Source organism: Acinetobacter sp. P1332 (genome assembly GCF_044057475.1).
Taxonomy (GTDB): domain Bacteria; phylum Pseudomonadota; class Gammaproteobacteria; order Pseudomonadales; family Moraxellaceae; genus Acinetobacter; species Acinetobacter johnsonii.
Map to the genome: position 1 here is coordinate 1268629 of NZ_CP171157.1, position 23572 is coordinate 1292200.

A 23572-nucleotide genomic window follows, 5' to 3' on the forward strand; every position below is an offset into this window, starting at 1 on the left:
TCTAAAGCACATAGCATTTATTGAATTTGTGCATAGCTAACCTTGGTTTCATGGGTATAATTCGCCATCAACATTTTCTTTAGCAAAAGGCTGAATCATGGACGAGTTAGATGAAAGTCTAGAACTCAGTAATGCTGAAATGCATCTCTATAGCCGCCAAATTTTATTGGACGGATGGGATATAGAGGCACAAGAAAAACTCAAGTTGGCCAACGTCCTCATTGTGGGTTGTGGAGGCATCGGTTGTTTGACTGCGGAGTTACTGGCACGTGCTGGCGTAGGGAAAATCACTCTGATTGATGCAGATACGATCGAAGTAAGCAATCTACAAAGACAGATTGCCTATGTAGAAAACAATGTCGGTTTCTATAAAGCAGAGGTTTTGGCCCAGCGTTTAAAGCAGATCAATCCCTATATTCAAGTCCATACGCATACTGTAAAACTTGATACAGCCAATGCAGCCAGTTTAATTGCAGGTCAAGACTTAGTCCTTGATGGTTGTGATAATTTTACGACACGGTATTTGGTCAATCAGCAGTGTAAAGTGAGCAATGTTCCACTCATCAGTGCATCTGCCATTGGTTTTCAAGGGCAACTGTTTATGGTGGAAGGTGAGTCTGCTTGTTATGAATGTCTGTTCCCGAAAGAAGAACATGCGAATGAAAGCCTACGCTGTGCAGATTCGGGCGTTTTAGCTACCACCCCAAATGTAATGGCCAGTCTTCAAGCGCATCATACACTTTTATATTTGGGTTTAAATGTGACTGCACTCAAACAACGCTTGTTACTTTGGGATGGCTTAAGTATGAAACAACGTTTGCTTGCTTTCGAAAAAGATACAGATTGTCCCGTTTGTCAGGCAAGATAAGCCTACAATTTTTTCATTCTTTGATACACTCAATACAATTTATTTTTGACCGATATTATGAAAAACAATATCTTTTTAGATGGACTGCGTTCTGTTGCCCGCGTTGGGGAAACAGCAGTCATTGCAGCGCGTGCGGGTATTAAGTACGCCACTGAAAAACCAAGTAATGCCAAATTGATGCGTGAAACCTTTGAGTCTCTGGGCTCAACCTATATCAAGTTGGGTCAGTTTATTGCGAGTACACCTTCACTTTTTCCACGTGAATATGTTGAAGAGTTTCAGGGCTGTTTAGACCAAACTCCATCTTTACCGTTTAGTTATGTACAGGGGGTTTTGGCGTCTGAGTTTGAAGGCCGAAACCTGTCTGAGATTTTTGCATCGATTGATGAAACACCTTTAGCTTCAGCGTCTATTGCCCAAGTCCATGCTGCAAAGCTGGTGACGGGTGAAGATGTAGTGATTAAAGTACAAAAGCCGGGTGTAGAAACCATTCTCTATACCGACTTAAATGTTTTGCACTGGGCAACCAAGGTTTTAGAAAAAGCAGTGCCTAAAGTCAAATTTGCATCGCTTGCAGACATTGTGGAAGAAATTAAAACCCGCATGGTTCGAGAAGTCGATTTTATTGAAGAAGCCAGTAATCTGGATGACTTTGTGAACTATCTCAATATCACGCAAAACCATAAGGCGATGGCACCTAAAGTTTATCATCAATATTCGACTCGCCGTGTGCTCACCATGCAGCGTCTTTACGGCGTGCCATTAACTGATTTTGAAGTGGTTAAAAAGCGCTGTAAAGATCCTTCACAAGTCCTGATAACTGCCATGAATACATGGTTTGGTAGTCTAATGATGTGTAATAGCTTCCATGCTGACTTACATGCTGGAAACCTAATGCTGCTTGATGATGGTCGTGTGGGTTTTATTGATTTCGGCATTGTGGGACAGTTGAAACCTGAAGTATGGACAGCTTGTATCGCCTTTATGGATGCCTTACAAAAAACGGATTATGCACTCATGGCGGAAAACATGCTGAAAATGGGCATGACCGCAGTGCAGATTGATACTCAGGTGTTGGCCGCAGATCTTGAGCGTTTATTTAGTGGTGTGTTGTTGGCAGATCCGCAAGAATTGCTGAGTTCAAATCCAGCAGATTTGAATGACATCATGATGGATATGGTTGCAGTAGGTGAGCGTCACGGTATTCGCTTCCCACGTGATTTTGCCCTGTTATTTAAACAGATGCTGTATTTCGATCGTTTCATGCGCATCCTTGCACCGTATACCGACATCTATGCTGACCAGCGTTTGCAAATGGTGCAAACTATGGATCCAAATGTGTTGTTAAAAAACTAAGTTCTTTGGAAGCACACTCACCAAAAAAACCTTTCAGTCCTTCTTTTAAAAGAGGGACTGAAAAACGCTTTCCTGTTTAAGCGGTGAGAAACATGGTTTCGCAAGGCAGGGATTAAAAGTCAAAATCTGTTAAAGGTAATAATGTGGACGCAATTATCATTGAAGGCTTAAAAGTTGAAACAGTGGTTGGCTGTTTTAACTGGGAACGTCAGATTATTCAGCCTTTAATGTTGGATATGATTATTCAAACAGATTTGGAACAAGCTTCAAACTCAGATGACTTAGACCATACCTTAAATTATGCTGAAATTTGTGAAATTGCAGCAAAGGTCATTCAAGATGCTAAGCCTGAGCTGATTGAACATGCGGCAAAATTGGTCATCAACGCACTTTTTTCTACCTTTCATGCGATTGAATCGATTAATATTACCATCCGTAAGCCTGCCATTATCGCGCAAGCAAATTCTGTAGGAATTCGTCTTGAACGCCACCGAAACAATTTTCGCCCTAGCTCTGGCGAGTAATAATAATCCCAAGCAACATTTTTTATATGCCTCTGAGCAACTTGCTAAAATTGGGCAACTACATTTTTCGAATATTTATTTAATTCCATGCCGCGATGGGGTTGGGGCAGATTATTGGAATGCAGCCTGTTTGCTGAAATCGTCTTTGTCGGTTGCCGATATTTCGGTATTGCTGAAAAATATGGAAGCCACATCTGGGCGTATTCGCCCATCGCATCAGATTTCACTAGATGTCGATTTGATTGCATGGGGGAGTGACTTAGAACATATGCAGTTCAATCCCAAAAAATTACCTTTAGCTTTAGACGTTAAAATTCCAATGTTTGATGTGTGGAAGGATGCTGCATTTCAGCATCAAACACATGCATTTCCAACGGTGAGCTGCTTGGAAGCCAAGTAACATATCGAAGTGTGATTGACACTTGAACTGGCTTAACATACTTATAAAATATAATTCGCAGAGAGCTATTTTCATGAAAATACAAATTTTGAGTGCTCTTTCTTTAGCAGTGTTTTTAGCGGGCTGTCATTCAACTCCGTCCAAAACGACAGCGACACCTGCTATGGATATAACGAGTGTATCTCAAACGACTGAAAAACAAGGGTTAAAACTAGCTGTTCATGCCTATACCCAAGATCAATCGGATTATCAAACTAGCCTATATGATTTAAATCAAGATGGTATCGATGATGCCGTGGTGTTGTTAAGTGGGATGGAGTGGTGTGGTTCAGGTGGCTGTACGTTGTTGGTCTTTAAAGGTCTTGCAAATGGAAGTTTTCAACCGCATAGCAAAATGACTGTGTCATCTACACCGATTTATGCCTTAAGTACCCAAACCCAAGGTTGGCGTGATTTGTCGGTTTATACCCGTGGTTTAGGACAGGTCATACTGAAGTACAATGGGAAAAGCTATCCATCTAACCCATCACTGGCGTCAAAATATACGGCGAATTTAAAGCAAGCGGGTAATACCTTATTACTGCCGATAGCAGCGGAATAAGCAAATTGGAGTAAATAAAAAAGCAGTGGTTATTCCACTGCTTTTTTATTGGGCTACATCATGTTTGTTTAAATAAAATAACTGGTCTTGGTCATGAGTTTTGAAATAGCCGTCATGGTGATTTTGACAGGAATCGGTAAATCGACACCGCCAGCATTCAGTGCTGTATCACGGTGGTGTAATTCATCTTCATTCATTTGCACAAGGATATTACGTGAACGGTCATCTTGAGCTGGGAGTTGGCTGATGTGATGCTGTAAATGTAGGCTCACTTGGCGTTCAGTTTCTGCAACAAAACCTAAGCTATATTTATCACCTGCAATGCCTGCAATTGCACCCATACCAAAGGATAAGCCGTACCAAATTGGATTGAGCAGACTGGTATGGCTGTCTAGCTCTTTTAAGCGGTCTTCACACCATGCAAGATGGTCTTGTTCTTCAATCGCAGCTTGTTCCATTTCACGGCGTACATTTGGCAGTTTTGCTGTTAAAGCTTGCCCATGATAAAGCGCTTGCGCGCACACTTCACCACTATGGTTGACCCGCATTAAACCTGCAACATGACGCGCTTCACTCACGGCGAGTCGGGTTTCGACCGCCTTGCCTGGGTTTTCACGTTGAGCAGACGTTGTGCCCGGAACTAAGCTACGCAGGGCTTGATCAAAAGAATTGATAAATTTATCGATGCCAGTGTAATGACGCATAACTTTAGTCCTCTAACTCAGGTTGTACAGTTTTTAGCATGGGTTTGAGTCGATATAACAACCACAGCGTAAAGCCCGCACTTAATACAGCAGTAATGCTGAAAAGTATTTTAATATCAATCTTCAAAACACTTAAAATGATAATCGAAAATATAGCAGAAGACACCATAAACACCGCATTTAATATATTGTTTGCGGCAACCACACGTGCACGGTGTGAACGCGGTGAATAGGCTTGCATCATGGCGTATAGCGGCACAATATAAAAACCGCCACTGATGCCGAGCAAGGTCACCGCAAGCATGACATGGTAGTAAATTGCACCGTGGTTAAACATATCCGCAACATTCATCATCGCGCCTGTACGTTCAGGTACAAAAGCTAGACTCAAAGCCAAGTAAAAGGCAAATAGGGTGAGTCCAATCGCACCGATTGGCACCATTTTAATATTCACTTCAGAGCCACCAATTCTACGACATAGCAGTGAGCCGACCCCAATCCCGACAGAAAAGAACGTGAGTAAAAGACTGACGACATTTTCTGATGCATGTAAGTTTTGTTGAGTCAGCTGTGGAATTTGGGTGAGATAGGTTGCACCGTAAAACCAATACCACGAATTCCCCAGTAAAATCATAAAGATGAGGGGGAGGCTTTTGGCATATTTGAGTGTTTGAAAACTGGTTCTAAAGAAATTCCAATCAATTTTTAAGTCGGGTGAGCTGACTTGCTGTTTTAAGATAAATCGGCTGGAGAGATAACCCAAAATGGCAATGATAACGACAGTCAGGCTGATCCAAATAAGATTGCCTTGAGAAACCGAAATGACTGCGCCACCCAAAATCATCCCGATTAAAATAGCAATGGAGGTACCCGACTGAAATAGTGCATTACCTGACATGAGTTCATTCGGTTTTAGAATCTCAGGTAAAATGGCGTATTTAATGGGGCCAAAGAAGGTGGAGTGTGTGCCCATCATAAATAGAGCCAAGAGCAGTAGCCATAAATTGCCCAACAAGAAACCCGCGGAACCGATGAGCATAATCACAATTTCTAGAACTTTGATGCCACGAATAAGTTGTGAGCGCTCAAACTTATCGGCAATTTGTCCTGCGGTTGCAGAAAAAATGAAGTAAGGCAAAATAAATAACAGTGCGGCTAAATTATTTAAGGTACTTACATCTGCAGCTTGTTGATTAATCCATCCATAAGTAATGACTAAAAGCAAAGCTTGTTTATAGACATTGTCGTTTAAAGCACCAAAAAATTGGGTAATAAACATGGGAAGAAAACGACGGGTACTTAATAGATGTTCATTGTTTTTCATGCTTTTTGCGCTGTATTAAGTTTTATTAAGAAATGTGACTAATTGCTCAAACGTTCAATAAAATCATGTAAGATATTTAAAACCTGAAATTGGGTAAAATAATCAATAGATTTCAGTTCTTTTGTGACAATTCATTAGAGCAAATCCATAACGATTAAATAAATTTAGAGTTTTCTATGCTTGCCAAAACACAATTTAAAAAGTCGACTCTTTCATTGAGTATGAATTCTTTCATACCGTGGAATCATAACAATAAATATTTGTGTCTGAGTATCTTTTTAACGCTTTTGTCACAAGCGGCTTTGGCTGAAACCCCCGTTGCGATTGAACCAAGTAACGTACAAGTCGAGCCACAAAATTCTACAGAATTCACTGAAGACATTAAAAAAGAAGCGATTCGTCAAGGTATGGGTAGCGCGGACGAATTAAAAAAAGTTGAAAATTCTGTAGTTCAGCCCACGGTTCCAGACAGTATGCAAATGTTGCAACAGCAACAGACGGCTTTAAAAAATTTACCTGAATTTGCACCGATTGAGTTTGATGATCTTGAGGACTTGCCAACTGTACAAGTTGATCAAGGCATGGCCAATGATATTTATCAGGTGGCTGAGCAAGCGAAAGCAGAAGCTCAAGCTTACCGAAGTGGTCAAACGACAGAGTTGGTGCTAAGCGATGCAACTCAACAGGAAATGGCGGAAATTAATCAAGCTCCAGTCAATGTTGATCAACTGATGCAAAGCATTCAAGCAGACAGTAAAATTTCAGTAGAAGCCAACACTGAAGGGAATACCTTAGATTTTGGCATGAGTGCTGAAGAGCAAATTGCCAAAGAACCCAATTTCTTTAAGCGCATGCTTTATAAAATTCGACCACCAAGAGCATTAGATACTGCAAAAGTGCCGCGAATCAATGCAGATGTTGAAATCATCAATGCGAAATATGAAGGCGAGATATCCAATAAAGCGTATCAGGCTGCTTTGGTCAATTTAAAAGAAAATATTGAAGGCAAGGTTTCGAGCTTTACTGAAGAATCTTTTGAAGACTTTCCTTCAGCACTGCCACAGTTGCGGACACTTTCCAACCAAGCTGCTCAAGCCGTCGGGTTTTATAATGCTGAGTTTAAGTTTGAAAAAACCAGCAGTAATCGTGTGCGCATTCAAGTGGTACCGAATAACCCTGTGCGGATTGAAGAACAAAACATCGAGTTTAGTGGTGCAGGTCAGTACTTACCGCAGTTCCAAGTGATTAAAGTCTTACCAGAGCAAGATGTCGGTGATGTATTACACCATGGTTTATATGAGTCGACCAAAGCACGAATTAATGAAGCTGCTAGCAATAATGGTTTCTTTGATAGTTACTGGCGTTTACATGATGTGAAAGTTGAACAGCCGCAAAATACGGCAGACATTAACTTACGTTATGAAACAGGTGAACGTTATAAACTCGGCGGTGTTGAGTTTGTGATGAGCGACCCAAGCAAACCACTGCCTATTGATTTAGATGTTTTACAAAGTTTAGTGACTTGGGAGCCTGGGGCGGATTATACTTTTTGGCGTGTTAATGGTTTGGCTAATAATTTGACCAACTCACGTTACTTTAACTACAGCTTGGTAGATGCTGTTCGACCTGATCCTGTAGAAAGGGTTCGTGAGTTACCCCCTGATTTACAGCAGTTGGTCGATGACCAACAACTTTCTCGTCAGGATGTTCTGGTTCAAGAAAAACAGGAAGTTGTTTCAAGCCGTGAAGTGACGCAGTCTGTGGTAAGTGAAGCACAGTTTGCTGGTGTCAATGATGCCGAGCAAAATCAAGCACAATTAGAGCTTCGCAGCGCACAAGAAACCAAAAAAAGTGAAGAAGAACGTTTAAAACTTGAAGCTCGAGAAACAAAAGTGATCCCTGTCAAAGTCACTTTAAACGCGGACCAGTTAAATAGTGTAGAAGTCGGTGCTGGTTATGGTAGTGACTCAGGTGCACGCTTACGTACACAGTATCGCCGTGCGATTGTGAATCAACGTGGTCACTCTTTTGATGCCAACTTAGAACTTTCAGAAATTCGACAGGCTATTGATGGTCGCTATAATATTCCCTATAAGCATCCACTAAATGATTATATCAGTCTCGTAGGTGGCTATGAGCGTGAAGAACGAGATGACATCGGACAAGGCGTAAACTTACTCACGGAGTCTGCTGTTGCCGGGGCTGATCGTGTTATTAAAAACCCAATGGGAAATTGGCAACATACTTATGGTGTACGTTACCGTTTAGATCGATTGACGCAAAAGGGTTCAGCGAATGTAGATGATTTGCCGGATGCATTTATTGCAAATAATGACCCTGAGCAAGAGTCGCTTTTATTGGGTTATGAAATTTCTAGAATCGATAGCGATAAACGTGTAAACCCAAGTAAGGGAATTAAACAAACTTATAAAATTGAACTTGGAAGCGAAAGCCTACTTTCAGATGCAGATATGGCCATCGTAAATGCGGGTTGGCGCTTTATCTATTCATTGGGTGAAAATGACAACCATCAGTTTGTCGGACGTGGTGATCTCGGTTATATCTTTACTGAAGACTTTAATAAAGTTCCTTATAACTTACGTTATTTCACGGGTGGAGACCAAGGCATTCGTGGTTTTGACTACAAGAGTTTGTCACCTGTGGTCGATGGTTTTAAAGTGGGTGGTCAGGCCTTGGCTGTTGGCTCCATGGAATACAATTACCAATTTAAAGAAGGCTGGCGTGCGGCAGTATTCAGCGACTTTGGTAATGCTTATGATACAGATTTTAGCAATGACACCGAATACAGTGTCGGTCTTGGTGTGCGCTGGGCATCGCCGATAGGCCCGATTCGTATAGATGTAGCTTCAGGAATTTCTGATGATAGTCATCCGATACGTGTGCATTTCTTTATTGGCTCATTATTATAAAATTTAACACTTTTTGGGAAGACTATGGCTGAAGTAGAACAGCAGCAAGAACCAACACCACCTACGCCGCTTGCCAAACAGCGACGTATTTTTAGAAGTGTCCTTTTGACGCTGTTGTTGACGCTCATCTTGTTGGTGATATCGCTTGCAGTCATGTTTTCTACCGATAAAGGCAGTAAGTTCTTACTTGACCAAGTTTTACAACGCCAGCAGATTATCCAATATGAATATGAAGGCGGTAATCTGTGGAAAGGCATTATCCTTAAAAATGTGGTGGTCACCTTAAAACCTGTTGATGTCAAAATTGACCGTGCCGATGTGGTTTTAGGCTGGCGCGCCATCTTAGATAAAGAGATTCATCTACGTGAAGCTGATGTGCGCAATTTGCGCATCATTACCAAAGGTGAACCGAGTGATGAACCCTTTAAGTTCAGCGAAATTAAATTACCCTTTGTTTTACGTTTAGATACAGCAGATGTTGATCATTTAAATATCCGTACCGCATCCGATGCCCAAGTAGATTTTTATGATGTGCATTTAAATAATGCCCTCTGGTCGGGGACAGAACTTGAGTTTGAAGACTCTCGTATGGACATGGGCTATTTAGCAGTTCGTAATGCAACTGGGAAAATGAAATTCTCAGGGAAATATCCACTTGAGGCGACTGCTATAGCCAACCTACCGGCACTGCGTGATAGTTTAAATGTGCATGATATTGCTGTACATGCAACAGGAACACTGGACACCATCCAAGCGGGTTTTGCAACGCGGACGCCTGACCTGTTGACAGGTTGGGCCATTTTGCACCCTGTACGTAAGCATGTACCGATGCAAGGTCAGCTTAAATTTAATCATTACAACTTACCACTCCTGACCGATTACAAACTCTATGCTGAAAAAGGCGTTGCTAAATTTTCAGGTGATATCGAACGTTTAAATATTGACTTAAATACAGATCTGAGTGGTAAAGATATTCCAAAAGGTCAATATACTGCTTTGATGCATACCGATTTGGTTCATCAACTTGATATTGATAACCTAAATGCTCAGTTAATGAAAGGTTCGGTCAATCTGGGTGGTGTGGTGAGTTGGGAAGATCATGTCACATGGGATGTACAAGGTCGTTTAGATAAAATCAATCCTAAAGATGATGTACTGCCACAAGTGGTTTCTGACTTTCTACCGCCAAGTTTGGATGCAAAAATTGCATCTAAAGGCACGCTTGAAAAAGGCTTATACTTAACCGCAAATTTAGACTTTGATCGTTATGAAGCATGGCATCTCGCACTAGACCAAAACCCAGAGAAAAATAACAAAGTCCAGCCAATGTTGATGGATGTCTCTTGGAAAAATATTGACCGCGCCATGCCTTATATCGGTTGGTTAAGTAGTGCTTCAGGGGATGTAAAACTGGCGTTGGTTGAAGGTCAGCAAGATATTCATGTTGCTACTGTTGTGAGTAAACACGAAAACGCAACTTTACCTGCGGGTAATTACCTCGCACAGTTAAATTTTAAAAATAATAATTTAAATGTGCCGAGTTTTAGTTATGTAGCAGGTAAGGGAAGCTTAAGTGGTAATGCTGTGGTTGAGCTGCCAGATGAGAAACGTCAACTGAAGTGGAAAGCCGCTTTAAATGCGAAAGATTTTAACCCGCAAATGGTTGCCGAAGCTTCACCAGTTAATCTATTGAATGGAAAGCTCCAAGCAAGTGGCTATGCCAAACCGAATCAGCAAATCATTCAGCTACAGGGCATTGATCTGACTGGAAAACTGGTGGGCAATAATGAAACGGTTCACTTAACTGGTCAGTCAACCGCGGCACTCCTGTTTAATGATGAAAAAGCTGGTGGTGCTTTCAAAGGCTATGCAGTGAACTACGATGGCGCTTTAAAAGCCAGCCAGTTTGAAGCCAGTCAGGGTGCGTTAAACCTAAAACTTTCAGGAACGCCTGAGTTTATTAAAGTAACTGAGCTGAAACACAATGGTGTGGCAGGTCAAATTAATGCCAGTGGTTTGGTACATTTTATTCACGGTATCACTTGGGATGTGAATGCAGCATTCATTCGTTTTAAACCACAATATTTTGCATCTAGTGTTAAAGGCGAATTGTCTGGTGTAGTGAAAACCAAAGGCACATGGTCGGATGCTTTAAAACGCATTAACATTGAAAGCTTAAACCTAGCGGGTACACTGAACAATAAGCCAGTCCGTGGTACAGGTAATTTAGCTTTGGTGCTCAACTCCAGTGAAAAGGGCTTTTTACCGCAACAGTTTGAAGCGAATAACCTACTGTTGGCTTATGCCAAAAACCAAGTGCAAGCAACGGGTAATGCACAAAACCTAAGACTGAATATTAATGCGCCTGCACTGTATGAAATTTATGCGGGCTTACGTGGCCGTGCTTACGGCTATTTAAATATCCAATCTCAACCGCGTTTAAGGGCTACCGCAAACTTAGCAGTGGATAATTTTGGCTTTAAAGATCTGATTGATATGCGTAAATTACGCATTGTCGGGCAATTGCCGACATCGGAAACAACGCCGTCATTATTGACTGCAAAAATGGAAAGCTTAAGAAGTGGTAATCGTGAAATTCAACAAGGTGAAATTTCACTGGCAGGTATTCGTAAAGCCCATTTATTAAAAGTTTCTGCACAAAACGAAAAGTCGAAATTTTATGTGCAATTGGCAGGTGGTTTTAATGCGCAAAATGATTGGTTAGGCCAGATCCAAAAAGGTGATTTTGACTCTTTGCGTGCACGGTTGGTACAGCGCCAAAGTGCAGCCGTGGTCTATAACAGTGCCAAAGCAGATTTGTTGATTGGTGCGCATTGTTGGATGAGTCAACAAAGTCAGTTGTGTTTTGACCAGCCGATTCGAGTCAGTAAAACACGTGGCAATATTTCATTCTTGACTCAAAACCTCGACCTAAACGACTTTGCTGCCTTTATGCCTGAAGGGTTAGCAATTACAGGTAAGTTAAATGGTCATGCTAAAGCGGTTTGGGCACAAGGGTCTAAACCGAAAATTGATGCACGTTTAGTTACTCGAAATGGTGTGATTGGCTTGGCGGCTGATGACCCACAAGACATGGGTTCAACCTTAAAATACGAACAAGTGGCTTTGGTTGCCAAAAGCATCGCAGAAGGGTTACAAATTCGTTTGGATGTCAAAACGCCTGAAATTGGCGTGGGCTATGCCAATGTCGTTATTGATCCGTATCGAGACAACATGCCTATGCGTGGTGAAATTGCATTTGATCAGGTGCAACTCAAAGTCTTTAAACCGTTCATTGCTGATGTACGTTCGATGGGCGGAACACTTTCATATGCAGGTAAAATTAATGGAACGCTAAAAGCACCACTACTTACAGGCGATGTTCGTCTGAAAGACGGTTCAATTAGTATGATCTCACTGCCAGTCAATTTGACCAATATTCAGTTGTATTCCGCTATACGCCAAGACCAAGCCACCATTAATGGTGCTTTTAACAGTGGTCGTGGTGTAGGCACACTTACAGGGGTAGTAGATTGGAAAAATGATCCACGCATTCAGCTTCAGTTGAATGGAGAAAATTTACTGATTCGCCAAGCACCATTAATTACCGCGCTAGTGACACCAAAAATCACACTGGATGTTTTACCATTGAGTAAGAAGTTGACCTTAAACGGTGAAATTCAAGTTCCTCGTGCCTTGATTTCGATGCCTGAAGCATCTGTACCTGTGGTGAATGTATCATCTGATGTACGCGTGGTCAGAGAAGGTCAAAACCAATTAGCGATTTTAAATAGCGCAAAACCTTGGGATATTCGTGCCGATGTGATGGTCGGATTAGGTAATCAAGTTTTCTTCCAAGGGTTTAATAGCCGTATTCCATTGTTAGGGCGTTTATATCTATCGCAGCGTGGTGCTGAAACCGCAATGCGTGCCAATGGTGCAATTGGGGTAAGTCAGAAAGTTAAAATTGAAGCTTATGGACAGAGTTTGGATTTAAACCGTGCCATTGCACGTTTTAACGGTGTGTTGAGCAACCCAACACTGGATGTTGATGCAAATAAAAATGTACAAGGCAGTACGGTGGGTTTCCGTGTAACGGGTACAGCAACATCACCCAATATTCAAGTCTATAACGATGCAGGGCTTTCTGAGCAAGAGGCTTTGAATGCATTAATTACAGGTCGTATTAACGAAGGTACAACGGGTTTAAGTCAAACGGAAGGCTTTAAGTCAGATGTCAACAACACCATTGCTGCCGCAGGGATCAGTTTAGGTTTAGGCGGTACACGCGCTTTTACGAACCAAATTGGACGTACTTTTGGCTTAAGTGGTTTGGCGTTGGATGCGCAAGGTACAGGGGATGACACACAAGTCAGTCTGACGGGGTATATTACACCTGACTTATATATTCGTTATGGTGTGGGTGTCTTTACACCAGTCAATAAACTGACTCTGCGTTATCAAATGAACAAACGTATGTACTTAGAGGCGAGTCAGTCATTAGAGCGTGCCATCGACGTCTTTTATAACTGGAAGTTCTAATGGCGGGAAAGTGTAGTGTGATGCAAGTTATTGTTATAAAGTAATTTATTATGCATCACGTCTACACTAAAAAATAACATGTAGACTATATGTAGACTGTTGAGTAATTTCAGGCTTAAAATGCAAGTGTCGAATTTGTAAATTAAGCTTGAAATGAAACTCAACAAATCTAATGTTGATGCTATTGCATTGACTGAAAAAGGGCAAGCCATCTATCGTGACTCAGACTTGATTGGTTTTGCAGTCCGAGCCACTACCAAAAGTAAATCTTATATTGTTGAACGTCGGCATGCTGGAAAGTTATTCCGCGTGACGCTAGGCAAGACCAACGAGATTACACCTGTAGAAGCCAGAAAAAAGGCCCAGTCCATTTTGGCTGATATAGCCAATGGTGTTTTTGAGAAAAAGAAAGATGCCTTAAATGGTGAAATGACATTAAGCCAAGCATTCGATCTATATCTCAAACAAAGAAAATTAAAACCGCTTTCTGTGAATACCTACAATCACTGCATCAATACCTTCCTTTCAGACTGGAAAGAACGGCCTATATTTGAAATCAATAAAAAGGATGTATTTGACCGGTTCATTAAACTAACCGAATACAGCCCCACTCAAGCCAACCTTACTTTAAAAATGTTCGGGTCCATCTGGCGCTTTGCTCAAATCCATTGCTCCACTGATGAAAATCCAATTCTCAAACAAAATCCAGCTGATATTATCCCTGCAAAACGTGGCTGGAATAAAACCAAAGCACGAACACGCCACTTAGATGAAAGCAATATCCACACTTTTTACAATGCGGTCCTGAATTACTTCACTGAGCGTTCTTTATATGAAGACGCCTCCAAGAATGCTACACGTGACCTTGTGTTATTCATTATGTACACAGGCTGTCGAAGAAATGAAGCTCAAACCTTGAGGTGGGAAAATGTAGACATTGAAAAGGGTTTATTTGTATTTAAAGACCCAAAGAACGGTGATGACCACTTATTGCCAATGGGTGACCACTTATTTGAAATTATCAAACAGCGATATGAATTAAAAAGTAATGAGTATGTCTTTCCGGGCTCCAATATGTCCACCGAAGCAAAACACATATCAGGTGCTCAGGGCATGTTAAAGACGATAGGCGAGCAGACAGGAGTTGAAATTTCACTGCATGATTTGCGTCGAACTTTTGCCACTATCTGTAATAATTTGGACTACGGCCCATATACGATTAAGCGATTACTCAACCATAGATCTGGCGCTAAAAATGATGTTACTGGTGGCTATGTGCAGGTATCACTCAAAAAATTACGGCTTGCAATGAATGACATTGAAGCCGTGTATCAGGGTGAGCTCAACTGCTTCGATTAAGAGGCAAGTTGAGCCGTATTCATTACTGTTTGTCGTTCTTGGTAGGCCAACACATCCGACTTCTTGTAAGTTACACATCGACCTACCTTGGTGTAAGGGATTCCACCACCAGAGCAGCGCAAACGCTGCAAGGTGTGGACAGAGCAGGATAGGTAAATTGCTACATCTTCCTGCGGAAATAACTGTTGATCTGATGCAGCAAGGAAGCGATCTAAACGCATATCTTTATCTTGCTGCGACATTTCATTTAGCTTAATTTTCACTTTCCACCTCCAATCTTTTACCTGCTTTGATTTCTGCATCTGTCGCGTGTCGCCATGCTGACATATACCACTTGCCAATATGCTCTTGCTCCACGGTGAGAATCACATAATCTTCAGGCCAAAACGGGTGAGCCTTAACAACCACCTTATCCCCAACCTCAAAAATATTGTGCTGGCGGCGGTATTCGAGAAGGGCTTTCTTCAATCGCTCTGAATGAAACGAGCCATTATCTCTTGCCTTGGATTTAGCACTTTCGTATCCACCTAAGTTTTCAATTAGATTCACTGAACACCTCCATACAACTTTCTACATCTGCGATGGCTTGTTTTAATCGATCATTAAATTCTTGCGTATCACCATAACGATACATACCCCATCGAACGCGAAATCGAATACCACGACCACGCTTGTATTTCTCAACCAACTCATGACTTTCGACAAGGCGTTTTAAGTCGCCAGTCAAAGCATCTTCATAAGCTGCCACATACGACCGAACAGCCTCAATGCCAACCTTTTTAAAAAACTCATTCGCTTTCACGACACTTCTCCCAAAGACTTCACCACACTTTCTGGTATGCCAAACACATCCTTAAAAGCCTTATCAAATTCACCGCTTGCGATAAACTTATCAATATTGTTTGCAGTCTGTTCGTGCTCTGCGATATAGCTACTCAGCACGTGATAATACAAATCAGCATTGCAATTAATCTCAAGAATCACGCCAGTGCCATTATTTACGCGCTGTCTTAAAGTTGCTTCTAGTTTACGAACAAAGCCGCTATGCAAGTGATGCGACTCGCTCGTTATGTTGTATAAAGCGCCTGTTTGACCTGCATCTAACACCAAATTAAAAGGTTTTTCTTTGTGTAGTTCGCCGATGATGAAATTGGCTACTGCAATGTTTGTTTGCTGAATTTCAGTCATTGGCTGGCTCCTGTGTTTCGATCATTACAATCTGAGTTTCAAATTCATTACGCTCATCATTAAGATCACGGAAATAATCACCTAATGCTGTCACACCAAACATACCGCGATCATCCCCGGTGGCCGTATAACGTGCATCCTTACTGTCAAGAAAACCAACACACTCATCCTTGTTTTCATTCCAGACAAGATGTAATTTCACTGTCTTTTCAGGCACCGCTTGGGCTTTGGCTAACCAACCTTTTTTAAACAAATTAAACGCTAGGGCAGTATCACTGTTTTCATAAGGGTTTTCATAATCTCCCCATAATTGATCTAAGCAGAAACCAATTTCCTCTGCTTCAATTTCAAAAGCCTCTTTGATTAAATCATCTTGTTTTTGAACATCCATCACGCCACCTTTAAACTTTTGAAATGTTGACAAACATTCCGAATGATTTTGAAAAGCCATTTTTCTTCACGTTGAGTTGTATGTCGTGAATTGGCTGTGAAGACTTGAACAAGATGTTCCTGAATCTCACGCTCATACCAGCAATCAATAAAATAATCTTCGATTGCATCATGACCGCAACTGCCACGGTAACCAGTCCAAGCGCAATCCCAGCAGCGAATAGTTACTTGGAATGCCTGATTGCCATACCAAGCAATAAACACATCAATTGGATCAACACCATTTGAAGCAGGAATGTGGTGCGTTCGCACTTCTTGAATATCCATTACACTCTCCTGAGCAAACATCTGCGCAAAATCCTGATTTATTGTTTAAATTGCGCAAATAATTGCTCGAAATCTTTATTTAACCACTGGCACAATCGTCAATTGACCGCCTGTTGTTGATTCAATCAATTTAGTGAAATAACCAATTGCATTACCTAATGTTGTTTCATCAGCTTGAGCAGGGCGCTTTATCAAAATATCAATCGCTTCTAAGAGTTTTCGCTTTTCATGCACTTCCATCACGCCACCTCGCATTCACGTTTATTTCGAGCGAAAACGGCATAGGCATCATCTTCACTAAAATTGATATCAATTAAGAAAAAGCCGTTTGGTGCAATCGGGTCCCACTTGGTGATATCACAATCATCCATCATGATTTCCCAATCATCGGGATTAACAAGGCTCTCCATCCAGAACACCACAGTGTCTACACCAAAGTGACTTTTGAATTTTTCCCACTCTTCACGACTTACGTATTCTTTGTTTTCCAGATGCTCATTCATGTATTTTGAATAAACTGAATGTGTCCAAGTTCCTATTTCACTGCGCACAATTTCAGCTGGCTCTAGTTTGTTATCTTCCATCACGCCACCTTCGCTAAGTTAATCTGACGATGCACTTCAACAAATTTAGACATCATCGAACTATCCAGATCATTCACAAAAGATTTGCCATATTTAAGCCACTGCAAGCTGAACAACTTAAAGCGCTCAATCATGTAGCCACTCATAAAATAGCTCGGCTGAATTTGACCGCGCTTTGCAAATATCTCACCAGTTTTCGCGCCTTTTCGGATAACGACACGGTCTTTTTTAACTTTTATTTCATGCCCACCACGCACACACCACTCCATAAATGCAGGGCATAGCTCGTTCGGTAAACGAGAAATTGTATTGATATGCTCAGTCATGACGATAACCCCACGTATTCACAAAATCTTTAATGCAAGCTTCAATCCCAAAGAGATCGATGTCGCTGTAAGTTTTTACCCGCCCTTTGTGCTGAATTGACAGCACGCGGGTAATAGATGAGTAGGTGTAATTCATATCAATCGCCCACCCATCTTGAGCCTTTGCGGTAGTATTCGATTTCACGCTGAACTCCATCTTGAGTAACCACTTTTTGCAGACTTGGACCATTCGTTCTAGGCGGCTCAAAGTGACCGATCTTGGTCACAGTCCAAGGCTCAAATCCTTTGTGGTGTCTAACCCAATTAACACCATCTGAATAGAATGAGCCTTTTGCATCAATGCGGTGGTGAGTAAGCACCCCGCCAAAGGTGTCATAGTGAGTGGCATCGGTCGGGACACCATTCACCAGAACCACTTTATTCAGACCATTTTTAGCCATTTCGAAATCCATAAGGATTAGATCCAGTGAGCTAATGGCAGTGAAAGCTTTTAGAACTGTCATGATGGCGCTCCTTGTGGTGGCACAAGTTGAGCCTTCTTGTTTGCACACTCAGCAATAATTTGCTGCTCATAATCGGTGCCTCGGAACTGCGAATAGATGATGCCAAGCTCTGCAATGTCTTTGGTATCCCCGATGCGCTCAACAGCTTCTTGAAAGGCTTCGAGCAATGCTTCTTCTTGTGACTTACCATCATTAAGCCAAGCAAGAATTCGCTCACCAGTTTCTTTAGTGATCTGCTCACCATCTGGATTAAACAGCTTGGTACGGTCTTTTGTAGGCACTGCAACGTGATTGTCATGTACTACATCTAAAGCAACAGTTAATTCATACTCATAACCATCGCGCTGTTCAGCTTTCATACCCAACTTGAGGATCTTCTTGCCATCACCCTGAACCGTTTCAGTTTTAGCGCGAGTAGTGGTGATGATGTGCATATCAGTTTGCAAGATTGCATCAATAAAACGTCTATGGCGCGGAGTGGTATCAGACCAAGCAGACCATGTATTGCCTTTAAATTTGGTGCGCGCTGACTGGTCGTTAATCTCAAGACAACCACCAGTGCCGATCCACTCGTGCGAAGCGCTGTCGATGATTAGCACCTCGTAGCCCATGTGATAAGCCGCCTGAATCGCTCCTGCAAAACGCTCTGGCGTGTAGGGTGGGCGAAGTGGCAAGGTGTCGAATCTAAACTCATTGGCATACAAAGACGCAGATTCATTTTCAGTATCAATTACTGCGACTTTAGATCCTAGACCGCTTGCCATAGTTAAAGCACTGTAAGTCTTACCACTGCCTGACGGGCCATTAAGATTGAGCTTTAATTTTGCTTTTTTACGTTCCGCTTTGGTGAACGTGAAGTTTTCAATATTCATAATCTTCTCCTGATCATCAAGCACTTAGTACTTGATCGATACATGTGGAATTTGATTTTTAGCGATAGCAATCACAATCAATTTGGCTGTCTCTATATCAACCCCACCAGCCAAAGAGATAGCATTCAGAGCTTCGTTATTGATGGTTCGCATGTGCTCAACATTAGCCTCACGCTCTTCGGCAGCTTTGCGCTCGGCTTCAACCTTTGCAATCTGCTCAGCTTCGATGCGCTTACGCTCAGCCTCAATCGCATTTTGACGGTCAATTTCAGCTTGTTTTTCACGCTCAATGGCTTGCTGTTTTAACTGTTCTTCGCGTAAAAGAGCGGCTTCTTTTTCAGCTTTCAATCGAGCTTCACGCTGTTCTGATTCAAGTTTTTCACGCTGTACACGTTCAGCTTCAAAACGTGCTTTTTCTTCTGCCTCACGCGTCGCTTTTTCAGCAGCTTCACGAGCAATACGCTCTTCATGTTCGCGCTGCAAACGAGCTTGCTCGGCTTGGCGTAATCGCTCCAACTCAGCTTGTTCAGCTTCGTATTTTTCACGGCTGACAAGGGTAGTGCGTAATGCTTCCAGTGTTTCTAGTTTTGCAATTTTTGCCTCTTGCTCGAATTCCTCAAACAAAGGGCAAATCTCCAAAACATCAAGCATTCTGATTTGCTCAGCAATACGATTTGCGGGCATATCATGGAGGATAGATGGGTGGGCAAAATCCCGAATCTTTTCAATGTCGGACTTATGCTTTTCTACACGATCCTTTTCCGCCTGTTCCCAAGCATCACGCGGTGCAAGAATTTCATCACGCAGAGCATCCATGCGCTTCACAAACTGAATACGGTCATCATCAACCAGCTTGATTCGAGCCTTTTCTTCTGCAACCAAGTCTTTTGCATATTTTTCAGCAAGTGTTTTTGATTTACTTACTTTTGCAGCGAGAGATCCAATTGCATCGCGGCCTTTTTTAGTGGTCACATCTGGAACGTGTTTTCGAACTTCTTCAGCAATACGATCAACCAATAAAAGACTTCCGCCTTGAGTTGCAAACGCCTGAACAATGACGTTTTGTTCTAATACTTGTAATTCCATTTTTCTCTCCTAAGCAGCCCACAAAACAAGATCAGATTTAATCTTCTCAAGTCGCGCCATGTTTTCACGCGCATACTTAACGCGCATCTCGTCCGAGTAATTACCATCAAGGCAAAGCGCGATACTTTCAGTGCCACGCCCCACATAGTTCAGATTGATCGTATTACCTTCAACCTTGATCACGTCATCAGCCGTGGAGAGCATGACCATCTCGTGCGCCAGTTCTAATAATTGAACTTCAGCGCGTACCACTTCGATTGATAAGAAATGATTCATGCTGGCACCTCCCGAACTTCCAATCGATATGTTTTGCCCTTAACCTCAAACTGCAAGCAAATTTCTTCTTTCAAAAGATGCTGAGCCACAGCACTGACAGCGGTATCAGTCACATCATCTTTTTCGCCAATAAACATTTGGTTTTTTGGATTAACTCGACCTGCATAAATTCGGCCAGTCAGCATCGACGACATGACCTTGATAGGGTTTTTACTCACTTCACACCCCCAGCAATCGCAGCGTTAATCTTTTCAATCTCATAACGATCAACATAGGTATTCACAGTCTCGTCATGACGAACCACGTTCAGAATGTCTAGAAATTCGACTGATGCATCATCCAAGCGGTACTCGACATAAATGCTGTAATCGTCAGCTTTGACGGTAGCGACACAGGTTTGATTGCAGTTAATGCTTTCAACTTCGTATTGCTTTGCAGCGATATTTACTTGTGGCTCTGATAACTCATCAGCAGTCTTAGCAGGCTGGAATGCGTAAGCCGTTACCAGTGCCGCGCTTATGGATGCTGCAATTAATGCAGACTTGAGAATATTGGATTTAGTGTTCATGCCAGCCACCTGTTAAAACAAAACGCAATGCAGTAACAACCTGTTTAATTTCTTCTTCGGTACGCCATGCTCCGAATTGTGCATAGCTTTCTGCAGGATCGTAGTCACCATCTAAATAACCACAACCATAATCAGGATGTAAAAACCAAATCTCATCCCCATGCTTAGGCTCAAAAGGCGCAGGCATTTCAATCCCATTAATGGTGATGGTGCGTGGTTTTAGGCGGAATTTCCAACCCAAATCATCATCAAGAAAATATTGCAACTTAGCTGTTTTTTGGGGAACTTTGTGCCATTCACCAACACTAAAATGCGTCCACTCAACCTCATCACCATTCGCCAAAGCAATCAGCGCATCTTTGCCGCTAATCAACTTGCCTTCATTAACTTTTGTATTCATAATGACCTCGTTGTGTTGAAGCCCAGTTCCCGTCTAAAGTTGCTGGGCTTTTTTATGTTTACGAGGTAAATATCGCATTACCGATATTAATAGTCAATAGGAAAACCGATAAAAATATAGAAAAACCGATATTTTTATTTTTTACTATGTTTTAATAGACAAAAGAAAACCCATCACTGGGATGGGTTGTTTGGAGTTTGTTATGGGTAAGAATCAAGAATTAGAACGTGGCATTATTCCTGCTGGAACACACATCCGACTATATGAAGGCTCAATCACACTCCTGCAAGATACTGTGGTAAATGCAGATCAAGAGTGGATTGATAAAGCGATTCAGGATGAGAAAGATTTTTATAATGGTATTGGTTGTGTAGGTAGTAATTCAGCCAAAGGTTAGATGGAAGGTTTCAAAAACCAACTTTCAACATTCTTGGAGATATTCCAGCTTGCCCAAGTGTCAGGCTTTATCTCTACCACAAACAACTTATCATCCGTATCAATACACCCAAGCAAATAATCACGAACTTGCGCAGATGTCTTTGTTGAGCTAATCAACCACTGCGATGCTGTAGGTCTAGCCCAGTTTCCACCTGAAATTAGCTCTATACCTTTGAATAGTTTCTCGTAATCCTTAGTCTTTATAAGATCATAAGTAATGGAATATACAGCCATATGGTTCTCCACCCGATCCAAGAGCCGCTCGGGTATGCGGCAAGGTAATTGTTATGAAAAAGAAATCTAATTATTCATTACTAGTTGTGTGTTTAGCTGCTATTAGTGCTTCACTTCCCGCACTCAATGTTGACCGATTTTTTGTCGGCCTGTGTTTCGGGGCAGCGCTCATGCTTTTGATTGTTGATGTGGTATTGGTAATAAAAAGATCCCGCAGTTAGAATGACTATTAGGAAGGCGAAAAACTGGGTGGTAAACGTATTTAGATTTCTTCTTATCGCCAATAAAATCGTTTTGAACAAACCTACAGGCTTGCTAATAATGATAGCCAGCCAGTGTCTTTTAGGCGCTCTCTTATACTCATATTCTTGAGTTACAAAGTTAAATTCAGGCTCCCCATCATCACCCCTGTACCAGTCTTTTATTGTTTGGATTATTTTTTTCATAAAACACCTAAGCCGCATATAGCGGCTTTTATTTTTTAAATCTTGCGTGTTTTTTTCTTAGCTCGATAAACGTAGCGAATACAATCCACTACTTCACCAACAAACTCACAGTCTTGATCAAGCGGAATGATATTTGGTTTAAATTCAGGATTGATGGCTTGTAGGTATTTAGTACCATCTGGCTCAATTACCAGGCGCTTAAAAGTCGCATCATCAAACTTTCTAACAACAATAATGTCGCCTGAGTTCATATCACTAAAAGGCAGAGTAGGGTCTACAAGAATGTAATCGCCTTCATGGAATTCTGGGTAGTTACTCAAGCCCTGTACTTTCAGGTAAAAGCACTTCTCACAATCACCATCTGGAATAGGTAGCCATTCCTCCACCTGTGACATATCAACAGCTTGAACATTGGTCATAGTTCCAGCTTGAACCCATGACAAAACAGGAGCCATGCGTGGAACTACTGTTGCAACGTTTGTTAATGAGGTTTCATCAAAAACACCTTTCTTTAATTCTTCAGCGGTCACGCCAAGCGCATTAGCTAACTCTAAAATCGATCCAGTAGATTTTGCATTACCCGTTTCCAGATCAGAAATAACAGACTGTTTAACTCCAGATTTTTGAGCCAATTCTTTCTGGGTCATTTTTTTCGCTTTGCGAATTTTCTTTAAATTTTCACCCAAAGTTGTCATGAGCTTTTCCTTAAAACCACTATCGGAATTGTGATACAAATTTCAATCGGTTTGGCTATTGTATAAATATCGGAAAACCTATATATTTATAAAAAATATAGGAGGTGTTCTATGAGCCAGTGGCAAAAAATGATCATTGATTTGAAGGAGCAGGGATTAACCCAAACCCAAATCGCTACTGAGATTAACTGCTCTCAAAACTATGTGAGCAATCTTGAAAACGGCTTATGTGGCAAAAGGATCGGATACGACTTGGGTAAAAGCTTGGAGTGCCTATGGAAAAAACACTGTTCACACAGTCCAGCAGCATAGGTGAGTAAATGTGGATTAAGGGATTTATCAAATCAATTGCAACAGGAGGACTTATGTCTCTACCAAAAAGAGAGGTTCGGGCTAAAGGGGTTTTACCCGAAGCGCATGACCGTTTGGCATTACTTGCCATGTCTCGTAACGAAACCATAGATAAAGCTGCATCTGACATTTTGAATACCGCCTTGCTTGGTACTGGGTATACAGAAAGATTAGCAGCTGAGCGAATGGCCCGCTTGGGATTGTTAGGGAGTAACTGGGAAACACAAAAAAGCTCATCTGCTGTAACAGATGAGCTCGATGTTCAATAAGGAGACTAACC

At 41.7% G+C, this 23572-nt stretch carries 33 protein-coding genes; 11 read left to right on the top strand and 22 right to left on the bottom strand.

Annotated features, from left to right (window positions below; translation table 11 throughout):
• Positions 1 to 97: 97 nt before the first annotated feature.
• The 5 genes from ACFN7Z_RS06125 to ACFN7Z_RS06145 all read left to right on the top strand — a co-directional run bounded on the left by ACFN7Z_RS06125 (position 98) and on the right by ACFN7Z_RS06145 (position 3749).
• Positions 98 to 868, top strand: a complete 771-nt coding sequence (locus ACFN7Z_RS06125; protein ID WP_010327017.1) for a HesA/MoeB/ThiF family protein — start codon at positions 98 to 100, stop codon at positions 866 to 868.
• 57 nt (positions 869 to 925) lie between these two features.
• Positions 926 to 2224: an AarF/ABC1/UbiB kinase family protein gene (locus tag ACFN7Z_RS06130; RefSeq protein ID WP_005400705.1), complete on the top strand. Its 1299-nt coding sequence runs from the start codon at positions 926 to 928 to the stop codon at positions 2222 to 2224.
• Positions 2225 to 2367: 143 nt separating this feature from the next.
• Positions 2368 to 2748: a dihydroneopterin aldolase gene (folB, locus tag ACFN7Z_RS06135; RefSeq protein ID WP_005400706.1), complete on the top strand. Its 381-nt coding sequence runs from the start codon at positions 2368 to 2370 to the stop codon at positions 2746 to 2748.
• The gene (locus ACFN7Z_RS06140) at positions 2705 to 3148 is read left to right on the top strand and encodes a 2-amino-4-hydroxy-6-hydroxymethyldihydropteridine diphosphokinase (protein ID WP_062033036.1); all 444 of its coding nucleotides are present in this window, start codon (positions 2705 to 2707) and stop codon (positions 3146 to 3148) included. The genes folB and ACFN7Z_RS06140 overlap by 44 nt, the downstream gene beginning before the upstream one ends.
• 163 nt (positions 3149 to 3311) lie before the next feature.
• The gene (locus tag ACFN7Z_RS06145) at positions 3312 to 3749 is read left to right on the top strand and encodes a hypothetical protein (RefSeq protein ID WP_094148206.1); all 438 of its coding nucleotides are present in this window, start codon (positions 3312 to 3314) and stop codon (positions 3747 to 3749) included.
• A gap of 68 nt (positions 3750 to 3817) precedes the next feature.
• Here ACFN7Z_RS06145 and coq7 read toward each other — a convergent pair whose 3' ends face one another.
• Both coq7 and ACFN7Z_RS06155 read right to left on the bottom strand, forming a co-directional pair.
• Entirely contained in the window at positions 3818 to 4453 is a 636-nt protein-coding gene (coq7, locus tag ACFN7Z_RS06150) for a 2-polyprenyl-3-methyl-6-methoxy-1,4-benzoquinone monooxygenase (protein ID WP_094148159.1), read from the bottom strand.
• A gap of 4 nt (positions 4454 to 4457) precedes the next feature.
• On the bottom strand, positions 4458 to 5777 hold the full coding sequence (locus tag ACFN7Z_RS06155) for an MFS transporter (protein ID WP_094148160.1): 1320 nt from the start codon (positions 5775 to 5777) through the stop codon (positions 4458 to 4460).
• Between the two features lie 176 nt (positions 5778 to 5953).
• Between ACFN7Z_RS06155 and ACFN7Z_RS06160 the strand changes: the two genes are divergently transcribed.
• From ACFN7Z_RS06160 to ACFN7Z_RS06170, 3 genes are all read left to right on the top strand, one after another.
• On the top strand, positions 5954 to 8707 hold the full coding sequence (locus tag ACFN7Z_RS06160) for an autotransporter assembly complex family protein (protein ID WP_395442597.1): 2754 nt from the start codon (positions 5954 to 5956) through the stop codon (positions 8705 to 8707).
• Between the two features lie 24 nt (positions 8708 to 8731).
• A complete protein-coding gene (locus tag ACFN7Z_RS06165) occupies positions 8732 to 13249 on the top strand; it encodes a translocation/assembly module TamB domain-containing protein (RefSeq protein ID WP_094148162.1) in 4518 nt (1505 codons plus the stop codon).
• A gap of 153 nt (positions 13250 to 13402) precedes the next feature.
• Complete coding sequence (locus tag ACFN7Z_RS06170) at positions 13403 to 14608, top strand: tyrosine-type recombinase/integrase (RefSeq protein WP_395442598.1); 1206 nt, start codon at positions 13403 to 13405, stop codon at positions 14606 to 14608.
• On the opposite strand, the gene ACFN7Z_RS06175 is transcribed toward ACFN7Z_RS06170, so the two are convergent.
• The 17 genes from ACFN7Z_RS06175 to ACFN7Z_RS06255 all read right to left on the bottom strand — a co-directional run bounded on the left by ACFN7Z_RS06175 (position 14605) and on the right by ACFN7Z_RS06255 (position 21128).
• On the bottom strand, positions 14605 to 14871 hold the full coding sequence (locus ACFN7Z_RS06175) for a helix-turn-helix domain-containing protein (RefSeq protein WP_395442599.1): 267 nt from the start codon (positions 14869 to 14871) through the stop codon (positions 14605 to 14607). The two genes, ACFN7Z_RS06170 and ACFN7Z_RS06175, sit on opposite strands and share 4 nt — an antisense overlap.
• On the bottom strand, positions 14861 to 15157 hold the full coding sequence (locus ACFN7Z_RS06180) for a hypothetical protein (RefSeq protein ID WP_395442600.1): 297 nt from the start codon (positions 15155 to 15157) through the stop codon (positions 14861 to 14863). Before ACFN7Z_RS06180 ends, ACFN7Z_RS06175 begins: the two co-directional genes overlap by 11 nt.
• Positions 15144 to 15410, bottom strand: coding sequence for a hypothetical protein (locus ACFN7Z_RS06185; protein WP_395442601.1), 267 nt, complete (start codon positions 15408 to 15410; stop codon positions 15144 to 15146). The genes ACFN7Z_RS06180 and ACFN7Z_RS06185 overlap by 14 nt, the downstream gene beginning before the upstream one ends.
• Positions 15407 to 15796 carry a hypothetical protein gene (locus ACFN7Z_RS06190; RefSeq protein ID WP_395442602.1) on the bottom strand — a complete coding sequence of 130 codons (390 nt, stop codon included), beginning with the start codon at positions 15794 to 15796 and terminating at the stop codon, positions 15407 to 15409. The genes ACFN7Z_RS06185 and ACFN7Z_RS06190 overlap by 4 nt, the downstream gene beginning before the upstream one ends.
• The gene (locus ACFN7Z_RS06195) at positions 15789 to 16247 is read right to left on the bottom strand and encodes a hypothetical protein (RefSeq protein ID WP_395442603.1); all 459 of its coding nucleotides are present in this window, start codon (positions 16245 to 16247) and stop codon (positions 15789 to 15791) included. The genes ACFN7Z_RS06190 and ACFN7Z_RS06195 overlap by 8 nt, the downstream gene beginning before the upstream one ends.
• On the bottom strand, positions 16187 to 16513 hold the full coding sequence (locus tag ACFN7Z_RS06200) for a hypothetical protein (protein ID WP_395442604.1): 327 nt from the start codon (positions 16511 to 16513) through the stop codon (positions 16187 to 16189). Before ACFN7Z_RS06200 ends, ACFN7Z_RS06195 begins: the two co-directional genes overlap by 61 nt.
• Positions 16514 to 16588: 75 nt before the next feature.
• On the bottom strand, positions 16589 to 16753 hold the full coding sequence (locus ACFN7Z_RS06205; RefSeq protein WP_262470190.1) for a hypothetical protein: 165 nt from the start codon (positions 16751 to 16753) through the stop codon (positions 16589 to 16591).
• Positions 16753 to 17097: a hypothetical protein gene (locus ACFN7Z_RS06210; RefSeq protein ID WP_395442605.1), complete on the bottom strand. Its 345-nt coding sequence runs from the start codon at positions 17095 to 17097 to the stop codon at positions 16753 to 16755. The genes ACFN7Z_RS06205 and ACFN7Z_RS06210 overlap by 1 nt, the downstream gene beginning before the upstream one ends.
• Positions 17097 to 17423 (bottom strand): hypothetical protein, encoded by a 327-nt coding sequence (locus ACFN7Z_RS06215; protein ID WP_279731205.1) that lies wholly within the window; start codon positions 17421 to 17423, stop codon positions 17097 to 17099. The genes ACFN7Z_RS06210 and ACFN7Z_RS06215 overlap by 1 nt, the downstream gene beginning before the upstream one ends.
• Positions 17416 to 17607 (bottom strand): hypothetical protein, encoded by a 192-nt coding sequence (locus tag ACFN7Z_RS06220; protein ID WP_395442606.1) that lies wholly within the window; start codon positions 17605 to 17607, stop codon positions 17416 to 17418. Before ACFN7Z_RS06220 ends, ACFN7Z_RS06215 begins: the two co-directional genes overlap by 8 nt.
• The gene (locus ACFN7Z_RS06225; protein WP_395442607.1) at positions 17561 to 17926 is read right to left on the bottom strand and encodes a hypothetical protein; all 366 of its coding nucleotides are present in this window, start codon (positions 17924 to 17926) and stop codon (positions 17561 to 17563) included. The genes ACFN7Z_RS06220 and ACFN7Z_RS06225 overlap by 47 nt, the downstream gene beginning before the upstream one ends.
• Positions 17923 to 18798 carry an ATP-binding protein gene (locus ACFN7Z_RS06230; protein ID WP_262470185.1) on the bottom strand — a complete coding sequence of 292 codons (876 nt, stop codon included), beginning with the start codon at positions 18796 to 18798 and terminating at the stop codon, positions 17923 to 17925. The genes ACFN7Z_RS06225 and ACFN7Z_RS06230 overlap by 4 nt, the downstream gene beginning before the upstream one ends.
• Positions 18799 to 18822: 24 nt before the next feature.
• Positions 18823 to 19884 (bottom strand): hypothetical protein, encoded by a 1062-nt coding sequence (locus ACFN7Z_RS06235; protein ID WP_395442608.1) that lies wholly within the window; start codon positions 19882 to 19884, stop codon positions 18823 to 18825.
• Between the two features lie 9 nt (positions 19885 to 19893).
• Positions 19894 to 20160, bottom strand: a complete 267-nt coding sequence (locus ACFN7Z_RS06240) for a hypothetical protein (RefSeq protein ID WP_348943475.1) — start codon at positions 20158 to 20160, stop codon at positions 19894 to 19896.
• Entirely contained in the window at positions 20157 to 20378 is a 222-nt protein-coding gene (locus ACFN7Z_RS06245) for a hypothetical protein (RefSeq protein WP_348943474.1), read from the bottom strand. The genes ACFN7Z_RS06240 and ACFN7Z_RS06245 overlap by 4 nt, the downstream gene beginning before the upstream one ends.
• Entirely contained in the window at positions 20375 to 20728 is a 354-nt protein-coding gene (locus ACFN7Z_RS06250; RefSeq protein ID WP_395442609.1) for a hypothetical protein, read from the bottom strand. The genes ACFN7Z_RS06245 and ACFN7Z_RS06250 overlap by 4 nt, the downstream gene beginning before the upstream one ends.
• A complete protein-coding gene (locus tag ACFN7Z_RS06255) occupies positions 20718 to 21128 on the bottom strand; it encodes a hypothetical protein (RefSeq protein WP_395442610.1) in 411 nt (136 codons plus the stop codon). Before ACFN7Z_RS06255 ends, ACFN7Z_RS06250 begins: the two co-directional genes overlap by 11 nt.
• 202 nt (positions 21129 to 21330) lie before the next feature.
• On the opposite strand from ACFN7Z_RS06255, the gene ACFN7Z_RS06260 reads away from it, so the two are divergent.
• A complete protein-coding gene (locus ACFN7Z_RS06260; protein WP_395442611.1) occupies positions 21331 to 21525 on the top strand; it encodes a hypothetical protein in 195 nt (64 codons plus the stop codon).
• On the opposite strand, the gene ACFN7Z_RS06265 is transcribed toward ACFN7Z_RS06260, so the two are convergent.
• The 3 genes from ACFN7Z_RS06265 to ACFN7Z_RS06275 form a co-directional block, all read right to left on the bottom strand.
• Entirely contained in the window at positions 21522 to 21800 is a 279-nt protein-coding gene (locus tag ACFN7Z_RS06265) for a hypothetical protein (protein WP_004784450.1), read from the bottom strand. The two genes, ACFN7Z_RS06260 and ACFN7Z_RS06265, sit on opposite strands and share 4 nt — an antisense overlap.
• 110 nt (positions 21801 to 21910) lie before the next feature.
• Complete coding sequence (locus ACFN7Z_RS06270; RefSeq protein ID WP_125273131.1) at positions 21911 to 22246, bottom strand: hypothetical protein; 336 nt, start codon at positions 22244 to 22246, stop codon at positions 21911 to 21913.
• A 35-nt stretch (positions 22247 to 22281) separates the two neighbouring features.
• Complete coding sequence (locus ACFN7Z_RS06275; protein ID WP_395442612.1) at positions 22282 to 22941, bottom strand: LexA family protein; 660 nt, start codon at positions 22939 to 22941, stop codon at positions 22282 to 22284.
• 111 nt (positions 22942 to 23052) lie between these two features.
• On the opposite strand from ACFN7Z_RS06275, the gene ACFN7Z_RS06280 reads away from it, so the two are divergent.
• Together ACFN7Z_RS06280 and ACFN7Z_RS06285 are read left to right on the top strand one after the other, a co-directional pair.
• Complete coding sequence (locus ACFN7Z_RS06280; protein ID WP_395442613.1) at positions 23053 to 23253, top strand: helix-turn-helix domain-containing protein; 201 nt, start codon at positions 23053 to 23055, stop codon at positions 23251 to 23253.
• A gap of 53 nt (positions 23254 to 23306) precedes the next feature.
• Entirely contained in the window at positions 23307 to 23561 is a 255-nt protein-coding gene (locus tag ACFN7Z_RS06285; RefSeq protein WP_395442614.1) for a hypothetical protein, read from the top strand.
• Positions 23562 to 23572 lie beyond the last annotated feature (11 nt).